Annotated in this window: 14 protein-coding genes; 8 read left to right on the forward strand and 6 right to left on the reverse strand. The window is 71.3% G+C overall.

The window, feature by feature from the left end; genetic code table 11:
* Window position 1 precedes the first annotated feature (1 nt).
* Both LN652_RS02030 and LN652_RS02035 read right to left on the reverse strand, forming a co-directional pair.
* Window positions 2-949, reverse strand: a complete 948-nt coding sequence (locus LN652_RS02030; RefSeq protein ID WP_230443048.1) for a type IV toxin-antitoxin system AbiEi family antitoxin domain-containing protein — start codon at window positions 947-949, stop codon at window positions 2-4.
* A gap of 227 nt (window positions 950-1176) precedes the next feature.
* Entirely contained in the window at window positions 1177-2643 is a 1467-nt protein-coding gene (locus LN652_RS02035; RefSeq protein WP_230443049.1) for a KamA family radical SAM protein, read from the reverse strand.
* A gap of 145 nt (window positions 2644-2788) precedes the next feature.
* Between LN652_RS02035 and kdd the strand changes: the two genes are divergently transcribed.
* The 7 genes from kdd (at window position 2789) to LN652_RS02070 (ending at window position 9812) form a co-directional block, all read left to right on the forward strand.
* Window positions 2789-3883 (forward strand): L-erythro-3,5-diaminohexanoate dehydrogenase, encoded by a 1095-nt coding sequence (gene kdd / locus LN652_RS02040; RefSeq protein WP_230443050.1) that lies wholly within the window; start codon window positions 2789-2791, stop codon window positions 3881-3883.
* Window positions 3883-5469, forward strand: a complete 1587-nt coding sequence (gene kamD, locus LN652_RS02045; RefSeq protein ID WP_230443051.1) for a lysine 5,6-aminomutase subunit alpha — start codon at window positions 3883-3885, stop codon at window positions 5467-5469. Before kdd ends, kamD begins: the two co-directional genes overlap by 1 nt.
* A complete protein-coding gene (gene kamE, locus LN652_RS02050; RefSeq protein ID WP_230443052.1) occupies window positions 5466-6212 on the forward strand; it encodes a lysine 5,6-aminomutase subunit beta in 747 nt (248 codons plus the stop codon). The genes kamD and kamE overlap by 4 nt, the downstream gene beginning before the upstream one ends.
* Entirely contained in the window at window positions 6209-6607 is a 399-nt protein-coding gene (gene kal, locus LN652_RS02055) for a 3-aminobutyryl-CoA ammonia lyase (RefSeq protein ID WP_230443053.1), read from the forward strand. Before kamE ends, kal begins: the two co-directional genes overlap by 4 nt.
* 448 nt (window positions 6608-7055) lie before the next feature.
* Window positions 7056-8588, forward strand: a complete 1533-nt coding sequence (gene lnt / locus LN652_RS02060; RefSeq protein ID WP_230443054.1) for an apolipoprotein N-acyltransferase — start codon at window positions 7056-7058, stop codon at window positions 8586-8588.
* Window positions 8589-8628: 40 nt separating this feature from the next.
* Entirely contained in the window at window positions 8629-9351 is a 723-nt protein-coding gene (locus tag LN652_RS02065; RefSeq protein WP_230444806.1) for a polyprenol monophosphomannose synthase, read from the forward strand.
* Entirely contained in the window at window positions 9348-9812 is a 465-nt protein-coding gene (locus LN652_RS02070) for an FxsA family protein (protein WP_230443055.1), read from the forward strand. The genes LN652_RS02065 and LN652_RS02070 overlap by 4 nt, the downstream gene beginning before the upstream one ends.
* A 12-nt stretch (window positions 9813-9824) precedes the next feature.
* On the opposite strand, the gene LN652_RS02075 is transcribed toward LN652_RS02070, so the two are convergent.
* From LN652_RS02075 to LN652_RS02085, 3 genes are all read right to left on the reverse strand, one after another.
* Window positions 9825-10208, reverse strand: a complete 384-nt coding sequence (locus LN652_RS02075; RefSeq protein WP_211731803.1) for an RNA polymerase-binding protein RbpA — start codon at window positions 10206-10208, stop codon at window positions 9825-9827.
* Between the two features lie 213 nt (window positions 10209-10421).
* Window positions 10422-11795, reverse strand: coding sequence for an MFS transporter (locus tag LN652_RS02080; protein WP_230443056.1), 1374 nt, complete (start codon window positions 11793-11795; stop codon window positions 10422-10424).
* A complete protein-coding gene (locus LN652_RS02085; RefSeq protein ID WP_230443057.1) occupies window positions 11792-12577 on the reverse strand; it encodes a glycerophosphodiester phosphodiesterase in 786 nt (261 codons plus the stop codon). Before LN652_RS02085 ends, LN652_RS02080 begins: the two co-directional genes overlap by 4 nt.
* A 35-nt stretch (window positions 12578-12612) precedes the next feature.
* Here LN652_RS02085 and LN652_RS02090 point away from each other — a divergent pair, with 35 nt between their 5' ends.
* Window positions 12613-12885: a TFIIB-type zinc ribbon-containing protein gene (locus LN652_RS02090; protein WP_230443058.1), complete on the forward strand. Its 273-nt coding sequence runs from the start codon at window positions 12613-12615 to the stop codon at window positions 12883-12885.
* Here the strand turns inward: LN652_RS02090 and LN652_RS02095 are convergent.
* Window positions 12882-14405, reverse strand: a complete 1524-nt coding sequence (locus LN652_RS02095; protein WP_230443059.1) for a helix-turn-helix domain-containing protein — start codon at window positions 14403-14405, stop codon at window positions 12882-12884. The genes LN652_RS02090 and LN652_RS02095 overlap by 4 nt on opposite strands.
* Window positions 14406-14430 lie beyond the last annotated feature (25 nt).

Genomic DNA, 14430 nt, shown 5'->3' on the forward strand with positions numbered 1-14430 from the left:
CTCACGCGGCGGGCGTACGGAACATGGCCCGGATCCGCCGCGAGACCTCGTCGGGACGGTAGAGGTCGGCCCAGGTGATGCGGATGCACCGCCAGCCGGTGAGCTCGCAGATCAGCGACTCGCGCTTCTTCTCCCGCAGCACGCAGTCCACAACCGACTCTCCCTCGCGGCGGTGCCTCGTGTACTTCTCCTTGCCGTCGAACTCGAGGAACACGCCGAGCTCGGGCCAGGCGAGGTCCACACGGGCGACCTCGACCCCGCGCTCGTCGAGGATCGGGTAGTTCGGGATCGGAGCGGGGAGGTGCTGGGCCCAGCAGAGATAGCGGGCGCGCGACTCGCCGACCGACTCCGCCCGGCCGTCGACGAGACGGAGCACGAGGTCCGTGGTGAGGCTGTCCGGCCAGTGGGTCATCGACTCGTAGCGGGCCCGTAGGTCCTCCACCGTGGTGAAGCCCCGGTGGAGCAGGTGGTCGATCTCGACCAGCGCGTGCTCGACGTCGAGCAGCAAGGTGAGCTCGAGCGCGGCCCGCGTGGCACTGACGACCTGCAACCCGTTGCGCTCGACCACGTCGCCCTCGGCGAGCAGACCGCGGTGCTGGTGGATGCCGGCCTCGGCGCGCCCCGCTCGCCGGTCCTGGCGGGTCAGGTGGACGACGGACAGGTCGCACTCCCACAGCGGGGCGTCGTACTCGCCGGCCGCGCTCGTGTGGCTGAGCACCACCTCGGTGCTCGCCTGGCGGACCGCGGCGCGGCACAGGACGGCGTACCTCTGGTTGGCCGTGAGCGACGCCCAGCCATCACCGAAGACGTACGCCCCGCGGCGCACACGCACCCAGGCGCCGCTGCGGACGAGGGCGACGATGGCGTGGTCGTGGTAGCCGGCGGCCAACGCCTCCCTCCGGAGGAAGACTCCGTGCTCGGCGACGAGGGCCCTGAGGTGTGCGTCCATGCGGCCCACCGTGGCGCCCGGACAGTGGCACGAGCCACCGAAGCGCTCACCAGCTGTGGACGGTGCCGGACGAGCGACGCCTGTGGACGCTCGGTGGCCACGACGAGCGGCGCTTGCTGATGTCGGTCAGGCCGTCGCTGAACTTGTCAGGCCATGCACGGCCTGACAAGTTCAGCGATCCCCGGCTGACCGGGGATCGCTGAAAAGGCCCGGGCGGAAACCCCGGGTCAGTACGCCTGGAGCGCGGCGGTGCGGCGCGAGGCCTCGGCCATCTCGGCGGCCTTGAGCGAGGCCTCGTCGAGGCGACCGTGCTGCTCCCACCACTGCTGGCCCGACTCGGGCAGCGTGTGGATCGGGTCGTAGTACTCGTAGAAGCGCGAGAGCGCCTCGGCGTCGTCGGCCTCGATCGAGGTGCGGTAGTTCTTCGTCCAGTACGAGATGCCGTGCTCGGTGTCGTAGTCGGCGTTCTGGTGCACCCAGCGCTTGCCGACGAACGGGACGTCGCACACGATGCGCGGCGTCGCGAAGCCGGGGAGGTAGCCCATGATGTGGTGCTGCAGGCGCTGGGCGTCGGCCAGCGAGACCCGCCAGTGCTCCGAGAACGGGATCATGTCGCACATGTAGAAGTAGTAGGGCATGATCTGCGCGCCGTCGAGCAGGCGGAAGCACAGGTCGAGCAGCGCGTGCGGGTCGGCGTTGACGCCGTTGAGCAGCACGCCCTGGTTGCGCACGTCGCGCAGCCCGGCGTCGAGCATCGCCCGCGCCGCCTCGGCGACGACGGGGGTCACGGAGTTCGCGTGGTTGGCGTGGGTGTGCATCGCCAGCGAGACGCCGCGCGAGCGGGCCACCGCGGCGACCCGGCCGACGCCCTCGACCACGTCGGGCTGCAGCCAGTGCTGCGGCAGGCCGATGAGGGCCTTCGTGGCGAGGCGGATGTCGCGGATGTTGTCGACCTCCATGACCGACATGAGGAACGCCTCGAGGCGGGGCCACGGCATGTTGGCCACGTCGCCGCCGGAGACGACGACGTCGCGCACCGACGGCGTACGACGCAGGTAGTCGAGCATGTCGCCGAGGCGGTCGTTGGGCTTGCCGGCGAACTTGAGCTTGTCGATCACGACGGTCGAGTTGCCGACGAGGTCCATGCGGGTGCAGTGGCCGCAGTACTGCGGGCAGGTCGGCAGCAGCTCGGCGAGCACCTTGGTGGGGTAGCGGTGGGTCAGGCCCTCGGTCGCCCACATGTCGTGCTCGTGGAGGGAGTCGCGCGCGGCGTGCGGGTGCGACGGCCAGTCGGTGCGGCGGTCGCTGAAGACGGGGATCATGTAGTGGCGCACCGGGTCGGCGTAGAACGCCTCGGTCAGCGAGCCGGCGCCGGCGGGCGTCTCGGCGGGGACCATCGTGTTCATCATCTGCGGCGGCACCAGCATCGACATGGTGGCCCGCTCGGCCTGGTCGCGCTCGAGGTCGGCGTAGAACCGCTCGTCGAGCAGGTCGCCCATCAGCTCACGCAGCTGCTTGACGTTCTTGATGCAGTGGGCGCGCTGCCACTGGACCGAGGCCCAGTCGGCGGCGGTGACGTCGGCCCAGCCCGGGAACCGGGTCCAGTCGGGCTCGACGAGCTCGACCCGCTGGTAGGGGTAGGGCTGGCCGGTGTCGAGTGCCTGGCCGGGGGCGCTGGCGGTCTCGATGCTCATGAGATCTCCTTGAAGCGGGCTGACGGCGTGCCGGTTGTGTGGGCGGCGCCACATCTGGGAGAGTACGCGGAGAAAGTGCGGTGCGTCCAATGCCACGCCGCAAGATTTCCGGCATGATCGCGTTTGACGAGAAGGATGACCTGAATTGACCACCCCCTCGGACATCCGGACGGACCAGGAGACTGGTGACCCGACCGGTCTGCACCGCGTCCTGGACGACACCACCGTGCTGCCGCAGGCCGCGCAGCGCCTCGACACCCGGGCGCAGCTGTGGCCCGACGAGGTCCGGGTGCGCGTCGAGCGGCTCAACCTCGACGCCGCCTCCTTCCGCCAGCTCGAGCGCGCGCACACCCGCTTCGGCGAGACCGACGGCGACGCGGTGCGCGCCGAGGTGCTCGACATCGTCGCCACCCGCGGCAAGATGCAGAACCCCGTGACCGGCTCCGGCGGCATGCTCGTCGGCACCGTCGAGGAGGTCGGCCCCGAGTCGCCCCTCGGCCTGAGCGTCGGCGACCGCGTCGCGACCCTGGTCAGCCTCACCCTCACCCCGCTCGTGATCGAGGACGGCCTCGCCCGCTGGGACGGCGCGAGCGAGCAGGTGCCGTGCGACGGCTACGCGGTGCTCTTCGGCCGCTCCATCGCCGCCGTCATCCCCGACGACCTCGACCCCGCGCTCTCGCTGAGCGTGATGGACGTCTGCGGCGCGCCCGCGCTGACCGCGCGCGTCGTCGAGGAGTACGTCGCCCGAGCCGAGCAGGACGGGGGCAGCGCCCCGACCGTCGCCGTCATCGGCGGCGCCGGGAAGTCCGGCTCCCTCAGCCTCGCAGCCGCCCGCGCGGCCGGGGCGGCCCGCACCATCGGCGTGGTGCCCCACCAGGGCGAGCACGACCTGCTCGTCGGCACCGGCCTCGCCGACGCTGTGGCCCTCGCCGACGCCCGCGACCCGATCGCCCTGCGCGACGCCGTCGCCGCCGCGGGCGGACCGGCCGACGTGACGGTCGTCTGCGTCGACGTCCCGGGCTGCGAGGGCGGCGCGATCCTGGCGACCGCCGACCGTGGCACGGTCATCTTCTTCTCCATGGCCACCAGCTTCAGTGCCGCCGCCCTCGGGGCGGAGGGCCTCGCCGCCGACGTGCGGATGCTCGTCGGCAACGGCTACGTCCCCGGCCACGCGGCCTACGCCATGGAGCTGCTGCGCGCCGACGCCGGCGTCCGTGGCCTGTTCGAGCGGAGGCTCTGATGGCACGCCCCACCAGCCAGCTCGGCATCGACCGGGCCGAGGTGCGCCGCGCGCGCACCCTCGCCCGCCAGGTCGGCAAGCCGATCGTCGACCTCGCCCAGCGCCACACCACCGTGAGCGTCGAGCGGGCCACGCTGCGCCTGGCGGGCCTCGGCGGCGCCGACCCCGACGGCACGCCGTGGGTCAACCGCCTCGCCGACGCCGTACGCGCCGACGTGGGTCTCGAGCACGGCGTCAGCCTGCCGGTCTGGGACGCGCTGCTGCGCGGCGAGGGCGACGACCTCACCACCCTCGCGCAGAAGGCCGCCGCCGGGTCGGTGACGTTCCGCGTCCCCGAGGGCAAGGACGCCGCCCGGGCGACCACCGCGTCGCGCCGGGCCGTCAGCGCCGGCATCAAGCAGGTCGACCGCCAGCGCGTCGCGCGGGAGAAGATGATCGCCAGGGTCGGCGACGCGCCGAGCAAGCCGTGGATCTACCTCATCGTCGCCACCGGCGACATCCACGAGGACATCCCGCAGGCCCAGGCCGCCGCCCGCGAGGGCGCCGACGTGATCGCCGTGATCCGCTCCACCGGCCAGTCGCTGCTCGACTTCGTCCCGGAGGGCGCGACCCGCGAGGGCTTCGCCGGCACCTACGCCACGCAGGAGAACTTCCGCCTGATGCGGGCGGCCCTCGACGAGACGTCGAAGGAGCTCGGCCGCTACGTCCGGCTCACCAACTACGCCTCCGGCCTCTGCATGCCCGAGATCGCCGCGCTCGCCGGCCTCGAGCGCCTCGACATGATGCTCAACGACTCGATGTACGGCATCCTCTTCCGCGACATCAACCCGATCCGCACCTTCGTCGACCAGCGCTTCAGCCGCCAGGTCCACGCCCGCGCCGGCATCATCATCAACACCGGTGAGGACAACTACCTCACCACCGCGGACGCGATCGAGGCGGCGCACACCGTCACCACGAGCCAGCTCCTCAACGAGTACTTCGCCAAGGAGGCCGGCCTCGAGGACTGGCAGCTCGGGCTCGGCCACGCCTTCGAGATCGACCCCGAGGTGCCCGACTCGTTCCGCCTCGAGCTCGCCCACGCGATGCTCGCGCGCGAGCTGTTCCCCGACGCGCCGCTCAAGTGGATGCCGCCGACGCGCCACATGACCGGCGACATCTTCAAGGGCTACCTGCTCGACGGCTTCTTCAACCTCGTCGGCGCGATGACCGGCCAGGGCATCCTGCTGGTCGGCATGATGACCGAGGCCGTGGTCACGCCGTGGATCTCCGACCGCGACCTCGCCCTGCAGAACGTCCGCTACGTGATGAACGCGGCCGGCAACCTGCGCGAGGACTTCCACCCGGCTCCCGACGGCTTCATCGCCAACCGCGCCCGCGAGGTGCTGGGGGAGGCGATCGGCCTGCTCGAGGAGATCAAGGCCGACCGCAGCGTGCCCGGCCAGGTGCCGCTGCTGTCGGCGATCGCCGACGGCACCTTCGGCCTGATGAAGCGCCCCGCCGACAAGGGCCGCGGCCTCGACGGCGTGGCCCGCAAGGCCGAGGGCTACTACAACCCCGCGACCGAGATCCTGGAGGGCTCGTGAACCTGATCCGCCCCTACGGCGACACCACCGGCGACGGGATGGTGCAGCTGTCGTTCACGCTGCCGATCGAGCACTCCAAGGTCGCCGAGGGCGCCGCGGTCCAGCTCGCCAACAAGATGGGCATGGACCCCGCGCTCGTCGTCCACGCCAAGGCGATGGGCGACGGCTTCACCTTCTTCGTCGTCTACGGACGGGTGAACCACCTCGTCGACCCGAGCACGGTGGAGGTGGTCGAGCGCGACTACCCGCTGCTGACGCCGAAGGAGGCCAACGCCGCGATCAAGCGCGCGATGCGCCGCCGCCTCGTCGTCGTCGGCGGGTGCATCGGCACCGACGCCCACACCGTCGGCATCGACGCGATCCTCAACATCAAGGGCTTCGCGGGGGAGAAGGGGCTCGAGTACTACCGCGAGCTCAAGGTGGTCAACCTCGGCGCCCAGGTGTCCGTCCCGCAGCTGGTCGAGGCGGCCCGCGCCGAGAAGGCCGACGCCGTGCTGGTCTCGCAGGTCGTCACGCAGCGCGACGCCCACCTGCTCAACACGCGGGAGATGTCCGCGGCGTTCCGTGAGGCGTACCCCTCCGACAAGCGGCCGCTGCTGGTCGTCGGCGGGCCCCGCTTCGACGAGACGATGGCCGACGAGCTCGGGGTGGACCGGGTGTTCACCCGCGGCACCACGCCCGGCGAGGTCGCCTCCTTCATCGTCCACCGCATCGCCGGCCAGAAGGAGAGGAGGGCCTCGTGAGCGCGCCCGCCAGCCGTGTCGGCACCGTCGTCACGCACCGCCGCTACGTCCCCTACGCCCACGCCCACTACGCCGGCAACCTGGTCGACGGGGCCTACAGCCTCGGCCTGTTCGGCGACGTCGCCACGGAGATGTGCATCGTCCTCGACGGCGACGAGGGGCTCTTCGCCTCCTACTCCGACGTCCAGTTCCGGGCGCCGGTCCGCGCCGGCGACGTCCTCGAGATCACCGCGACGCTGGTCAAGGAGGGCACCCGCAGCCGGGTGATGGACTTCGCGGTGCACGTCGTCGGCCGCGGCGCCCCGACGCCCGACGCGCCCGGTGCCGCGCAGGTGCTGGACCCGCCGGTGGTGGCCACCACGGCCACCGGCACGGTCGTCGTCCCACCTCGCTGACCGCTCCGCCGGCGGGGAGCCGGTCCTCCCAGCCGTCACACCCGTCCCAGCCCCGGCGTGTCGCCCGGCGACACGCCGGGACGGCCGGAAATTGCCCGAAGGTCCTGGCCCCGCGAGATCCGCCGCTGACCTGCACGGATGCGCAAAACCGCAGGTGAGGGACGTGTTGACACCGGCGGGCGGGCGAGGCAGGGTTCCCGCGTCCGCCTGTGCAGCCCGTAGGCGGCGGTGTCGACAACGGGGAGTCAGACGTGCGGTACGCGGAGCCAGCGATGCCCATCGTCGGCCGACCCGTCGGCAGCGCCCTGCGGGGGCCGGATGCGGGAGGGACCCCGGCGCCGTAGACAACTTCGCGCGATCGTCAGCCAGGCGGTCGCGCGTCGGTCCGAAGCGTCGTCGTCCCTCCCGCACCGCTGCAGGCGCGCAGGGGTCGGCTACGGTCTGACCCGTGCCGCAGCGCTGCCTCCTCGCCCTCGTCGGCGGACTCGTCCTGGCGGCCGCGTTCGAGCCGGTCGGCTGGGCCGTGCTGATGCCGTGCGGCATCGCCGCGCTGGTGATCAGCGTGCACGGACTGCGCCCGGGCCGCGCGTGGATCCCGAGCACGGTCTTCGGCCTCGGGTTCATCTACGCCGTGATGGTCTGGATGCGCTCGGTCGGGACGGATGCCTGGATCGCCATGTGTGCGGTCGAGACGGCGTTCTTCGTGCCGCTCGGGCTCGGCCTCGCGTGGAGCATGCGGCACCGGTTGTGGCCGGTGTGGACGGCGCTGTGGTGGGTCGGCATCGAGACCTGGCGCAGCGGCTGGCCGTTCAGCGGCATGCCGTTCGGGCGGCTGGCCTTCGCGACCGCCGACACCCCGTGGGCCCAGTCCCTCCCGTGGGCCGGCATGGTGGGGGTCAGCTTCCTCGTCGCCCTGAGCGGGACCACGCTGGCCTGGCTGCTGCTGACGCGCCGTGCCGCGAGCCGGCGCGCGCTCGTCGCCGTCGGCGCCCTCGTGGTCGTGACGCTCGCCCCGGCGGTGGCGCACCTCCCGCTGGACGAGACCGGCACGGCCACGGTCGCCGCCGTCCAGGGCGACGTGCCGGGCACCGGCCTCAACGTCCCCGCCGTGCACCGCGAGGTCACCGCGAACCACGTGCGCCTCACCCGCGAGCTCGCCGACGCGGTGGAGGCGGGGGAGGAGCCGCGCCCCGACTTCGTGCTGTGGCCGGAGAACTCCACGGCGGTCGACCCGTTCCTCGACGCGCAGGTGCACGCCGGCATCGTCTCCGCGTCGGACGCGATCGGCGTGCCGATCGTGGTCGGCGGCACCAACACCAACCCGCTCGACGACACGCAGGTGCTCAACCAGGGCATCGTCTACCAGCCCGGCGTCGGCGGGGGCGACCGCTACACCAAGCGGCACCCGGTGCCGTACGGGGAGTACATCCCGTTCCGGGGCAACCCGCTGATGCCTTCGAGCTACGGGCGGCTCACCGAGGTGCCGCGCGACATGGTCCGCGGCACCACCCTCGAGCCGATCCGCATCGGTGACCTGCTCGTCGCGGACGCGATCTGCTTCGACGTCGCCTACGACGAGGGCATCGCCGGCCAGGTCCTGAACGGGGCCGACCTCGTCACGGTGCAGACCAGCAACGCGATGTTCAGCCGCACCGGCCAGCTCGCCCAGCAGTTCGAGATCAGCCGGCTGCGCGCGCTGGAGACGGGCCGCTGGGTGGTCGTGGCCGCCATCAACGGCATCTCGGGGGTGGTCCGGCCCGACGGGACGGTCGTCGCGTCGGTGCCCGCCCGCGGCCAGGAGGTGCTGGTGGAGCGGGTGGGGCTGAGCACGACGATCACCCCGGCCGTGCGGCTGGGGACGTGGCCGTCGCGATTCGTCATGACCTTCCTCGTGGCGCACACGGCCTGGGTGCTGATCACCTATCGTCGTCGCCGACGCGGGACGTCCCCCGCGCCCGCCAGCACCGAAGCCCCTGAGTGAGGTAACCCGCGTGAGTGTCGACGGTCTCGGCCGCTGCGTCATGGTCATCCCGACCTACAACGAGTCGGAGAACCTGGAGTGGATCGTCGGGCGGCTGCGCGCCGCCCAGCCGGGCGTCGACGTCCTCGTCGTCGACGACAACAGCCCGGACGGGACCGGGGCGATCGCCGACCGGCTCGCGGCCGCCGACGAGGCCGTCAGCGTCGTGCACCGCACCGAGAAGGCGGGGCTCGGCGCGGCGTACCTGCACGGCTTCGACGTCGCGCTCACGGCGGGCTACGACGTGATCGGGGAGATGGACGCCGACGGCTCCCACCAGCCCGAGCAGCTGCACCGGCTGCTCGACGCGCTCCACGACGCCGACCTCGTGATCGGCTCGCGCTACGTGCCCGGCGGCTCGGTCGTGAACTGGCCGCTCCAGCGACTGCTGCTCTCCCGCGGCGGCAACCTCTACGTCCGGCTGCTCCTCGGCATCCGCGTCAAGGACGCGACCGCGGGCTTCCGCATCTTCCGGCGCACCACGCTCGAGGCGATCGACCTTGCCTCGGTGAGGTCTACTGGATACGTGTTCCAGACCGACCTCGCCTACCGCACCGTGTCGCGGGGGCTGCGCGTCACCGAGGTGCCGATCGAGTTCATCGAGCGGGTCCGCGGGGACTCGAAGATGAGCGGACAGGTCGCGAGCGAGTCGCTCAAGAAGATCACCCGCTGGGGGCTGTCCGAGCGTCGCGCCCAGCTGCGCCGACGGTGGGGGCGCGCGTGAGGCGCGGGTGGCTGCGACCGCTGCTGGCGGTCGCGTTCGTCGCCATCCCGCTCGCCGAGATCTGGGTGATCCTCCAGGTCGGCCAGCTGGTCGGTGCGTGGTGGACGATCGTGCTGCTCGTCCTCGACAGCCTCGTCGGCGCCTGGCTGGTCAAGCGCGAGGGCGGACGGGCGTGGCGGGCGCTGCGCCAGACGCTGCAGGAGGGCCGGATGCCCGCGCGGGAGATCGCCGACGGCGCGCTGGTCCTGATCGGCGGCACCCTCATGCTGAGCCCGGGCTTCGTCCTCGACGTCGCGGGGATCCTGCTGATCCTGCCCTTCACCCGCCCGGTGGCGCGGCGGCTGCTCACCTCCGTGGTCGAGCGCCGGCTGGTCGTCGTCCCGGGCGTCGTGCCCGGAAATGTGCGACGCCCCGGACCTGGGCCGGATGGGCCGGTGGTCCGGGGCGACGTGGTCGACTGACGCTCGGGGCGCTCAGGAGACCTTGCGCTTCTTGGCGTTGGCCCGGTGCAGGTGCGCCGGACCGATCTCGCCGCCGCGGAGCAGCTCGAGGCGCTCCTTGAGGATGTCCTCCAGCTCCTTCTCCGAGCGACGCTCGAGCAGCATGTCCCAGTGCGTGCGGGCAGGCTTCTCGACCTTCTCCTCGGGCAGGATGCCAGCCGTGCTGAGCGCCTCGGCGCCACAGCGCGGGCACTCCCACACCGCCGGGATGTCGGCCTCGACCGACATGGTCACCTCGAACTCGTGACCCTGCTTGCACTTGTAACCGACCTGCTGACGAGCTGCGAACTCGATGCCGCGCTCGTCCTCGAAACTCTGGCCGCCGAGCCTCGCGCCACGCAGTGTGCGCTCCGCCACCGTAGCCACCTCCAGTTGGGTTGCTGACCCCGTTGATTGTGTATCGGGCAATGAGGAGACGGGCCGGACCTCGGTCCATGACGCCGCTCGTGACGACGCGCTCGTCCCTTCTTGATCCTTCAACGGTAGCGGGACGCGCCACATTCCGTGGATTCGTCGGCGGAACCCCCACGCTCAGGCGAGACGAACTTCACCCTCAAGGGTGCAGTGCGCTCAGATGACCGCGGGGACCTCGTTGCCGGCGTCGCGGATGCCGCGCTCGGTGTCGACGCGCAGCAGCAGCAGCCCGCCGAGCAGGAAGAACACGATCAGGGCGAAGATGGCGGGCCGGTAGGAGTCGGTGAGCTGGAACACCAGGCCGAAGACGAGCGTGCCGAACCACGAGGTGCCGCGGTCCATCGCGTGGTAGAAGCTGAAGTACTCAGCCTCCTTGCCGCGCGGGATGAGCAGCGAGAAGTACGACCGGGCGAGCGCCTGGGTGCCGCCGAGGACGACGCCGATGGCCACGCCGAGCAGCAGGAACGGCACCAGGCCCTTCTCGGGGAGGAACAGCGCGGCGGTGACGATCACCATCCACACGCCGAGCCCGCCGAGGATCGTGTGCTTCGAGCCGAACCGCTTCGCGAGCCGGCCGAAGGCGAGCGCCCCGCCGAACGCCACGAACTGCACGAGCAGGATCGTGCCGATCAGCACCGACTGCCCGAACCCGAGCTCCTCGGAGCCGTAGGTGGACGCCGAGGCGATCACCGTCTGGATGCCGTCGTTGAAGAAGAGGTAGGCCAGCAGGAAGTTCAGTGCCACCGGGTAGCGCGGGAGCTCGCGCAGCGTCTTGCCCAGCTGGCCGAAGCTCTGCGCGAAGATCCCGCCGCTGCCGCCGTCGGCGTCCGCGAGCGGCACGGGCTGGTGGTTGCTCAGGCGGAGGTAGGGGATCAGCGTGAACGCGGCCCACCAGATGCAGGCCGACAGCATGCTGAGGCGCGCCGCCTCGCCGGTCGACAGGCCGAACGGCAGCAGGGTCACCACGGCGAGGTTGACCGCCAGCAGCAGGCCACCACCGAGGTAGCCCCACGCCCAGCCCCGCGACGACACCCGGTCGCGGTTCTCCTCGTCGGAGATCAGCGGCAGGATCGAGTCGTTCACCACCAGCGAGGCGCCGAGGAAGATGTTGGCGAGGAAGAAGCCGAGGGCGCCGATCTGCCAGTTCGAGCCGGTCGCGAAGAAGATCAGTGACCCGCTGAGCGCACCGAGCCAGGCGAAGACCGCCAGCAGCCGCTTCTTGTTGGCGGTGCGGTCGGCGACCGGACCCATCAGGGGCAGCACGATCGCGGAGATGATCGTCGAGATCGTGACGAGGTAGGACGGCAGCGAGCCCGGCGCGACCGAGATCCCCAGCAGGGAGATCCGGTTGTCGACCGCGGCCTCCTTGGCGATCGCGATGATGTAGGGCGCGAAGAGCACCGTGCTGACGGTGGTGACGTACGCGCTGTTGGCCCAGTCGTACCAGTACCAGGCCTTCTGCTCCTTCGCGTGCGCGAGCGGCCGGAGGTCGGCGATGCCGCCGGTGTGGCTGCCGTCGGTCGGGCTCATGAGTCACCTCTCCACTGTCCGCGTGCGCGGAGCACGTCCCTGAGTATGTCCGTGCGATCGGTCATGATGCCGTCAACGCCACGGTCGAGGAGGAGGTTCATCTCGATCGGGTCGTCGATGGTCCAGACGTGCACCTGCAGGCCGGCGGCGTGCGCCCGCCTGACCAGTCGCTCGGACGCGACCACGAACGCACCCTGCCGGTGCGGGACCTGCAGGGCCCGGGGTTGCCCGCGGGTGAGCAGCCGGGCCACCGCGGCGGTGGGGGAGATTACGAAGGCCGCCACCTCGAGCGGGTGGGCGGACGTGGCGACGCGTCCCCGTGTGCGTCGGCGGAACGCCTCGAGACGGCGGGCCGAGAACGATCCGACCAGCACCCGGTCCCACGCGCGCCGCTCCTCGACGAAAGCGGCGAGGGCGTCCACGGCCCCGGCCGACTTCAGGTCGATGTTGAAGCGGGCGTCGGGGAAGGCGTCGAACAGCTCGGCGAGGGTCGGGACCGGCTCGGCCCCTCCGATGAGCGCCTGCTGGACCTCGGCGTACGTCACCTCCGCGACGCTGCCGGTGCGGTCGGTCACCCGGTCCAGGACGGTGTCGTGGAACGCGAGCAGGACGCCGTCGCGGGTGACGTGCACGTCGGTCTCGAGGTAGGTGTAGCCGAGCGCGACGGCGTGCCGGAAGGCTGCGAGCGTGTTCTCCAGGCCCTCGATCTCGGGGTGGTACGCACCGCCCCGGTGGGCGAAGGCGAGGGGGAGCGGCGCGTCGAGGTAGCCCGGTGGGTTCACGCCCAGAAGTATGGGGGCAGGAGTACCTTCGGAGGATGGAGACGGAGATGGAGAGCCTGACGTGTCCCCGCTGCGGCGCAGCGATGCAGGAGCGCACCTTCGGTGGTGCCACCGTCGCCCAGTGCCCCGACGGGCACGGCGTGTTCCTCGCGCGCGCCGACCTCGGCGTCCTCGTGGAGGCCGAGAACGACTGGCACGCCAACGCCGGTCAGCACACCGCCCCGATGCCGCGGATCACCGCCGACATGACCGCCCCGCCCGCGGTCGGCAAGCAGTCGCGGGCCTGGGTGGAGACGCTCTTCAACTAGATGTCACGGAACGTCTCGATGTTCGCGCCGAGCTCGTTGAGCCGCTCGGCGAGGTCCTCGTAGCCGCGGTGGATGACGTAGGTCGAGCGCAGCACGCTGCGGCCCTTCGAGGCCAGCATCGCGATCAGCAGCACGACCGCCGGGCGCAGCGCGGGCGGGCAGACGATCTCCGCGCCGGAGAAGTGGGTCGGCCCCTCCACCAGCACGCGGTGCGGGTCGAGCAGCTTGACCTGGGCGCCGAGCTTGTTGAGCTCGGTGAGGTAGATCGCGCGGTTCTCGTAGACCCAGTCGTGCAGCAGCGTCTGGCCGTCGGCGACGGCGGCGATGACGGCGAAGAACGGCAGGTTGTCGATGTTGAGGCCGGGGAACGGCATCGGGTGGATCTTGTCGAGCGGCGCGCGCAGCTCGGAGGGGTACGTGGTGAGGTCGACCAGCCGGGTCTCGCCGTTGAGCGCGACGTACTCCTCGGAGCGGTCGTAGCGGAAGCCCATCTCCTCGAGGGTCGCGAGCTCGATCTCGAGGAACTCGATCGGGACCCGGCGGATGGTGATCTCGGACTTGGTCACGATCGCCGCGGCGAGCAGCGACATCGCCTCGATCGGGTCCTCCGAGGGGGCGTAGTCGACGTCGACGTCGATCGACTCCCTGCCCGTGACGCGCAGGGTGGTCGAGCCGATGCCCTCGACCTGGACGCCGAGCTTCTGCAGGTAGAAGCAGAGGTCCTGGACCATGTAGTTGGACGAGGCGTTGCGGATCACGGTGGTGCCGGGGTGCAGCGCCGCGGCCATCAGGGCGTTCTCGGTGACGGTGTCGCCGCGCTCGGTCAGCACGATCGGCCGCACCGGCTCGATCGCCCGGTTGACCCTCGCGTGGTAGGCGCCGTCGGTCGCCTTCACCTCGAGGCCGAAGGGACGCAGGGCCGACATGTGCGGCTCGACGGTCCGCTCGCCGAGGTTGCAGCCGCCGGCGTAGGGCAGGTTGAACTCGTCGTAGCGGTGGAGCAGCGGGCCGAGGAACATGATCACCGAGCGGGTGCGGCGCGCGGCCGCCTCGTCGATGGCGACGAGGTTGAGGTCGGCCGGCGGGATGATCTCGAGGTCGTTGTCCTCGTTGAGCCAGCGGGTGGTGACGCCGAGGGAGTTCAGCACCTCGAGGAGCCGGTTGACCTCCTCGATCCGCGCGACCTTGCGCAGGGTCGTACGCCCCTTGTTGAGCAGGGACGCGCACAGCAGCGCCACCCCGGCGTTCTTCGACGTCTTGACGTCGATCGAGCCGGACAGGGTGGTGGGGCCGTCGACGCGCAGGTGGGTCGGGCCGGCGCCGAGCGCGACGATCTCGGAGTCGAGGGCCGCGCCGATGCGCGCCAGCATCTCCAGGGAGAGGTTCTGGTGGCCCTTCTCGATCCGGTTGATCGCGCTCTGGCTCGTGCCGAGCAGCTCGGCGAGCTGGTGCTGGGTGAGCCCGCGGTGCTTGCGGGCGTCGCGGATGAGGTTGCCGATGCGACCCTTGTAGTCAGCCATGCCGACCACGGTATCTCAGATATGA

It is taken from the genome of Nocardioides okcheonensis (assembly GCF_020991065.1).
GTDB lineage: Bacteria > Actinomycetota > Actinomycetes > Propionibacteriales > Nocardioidaceae > Nocardioides > Nocardioides okcheonensis.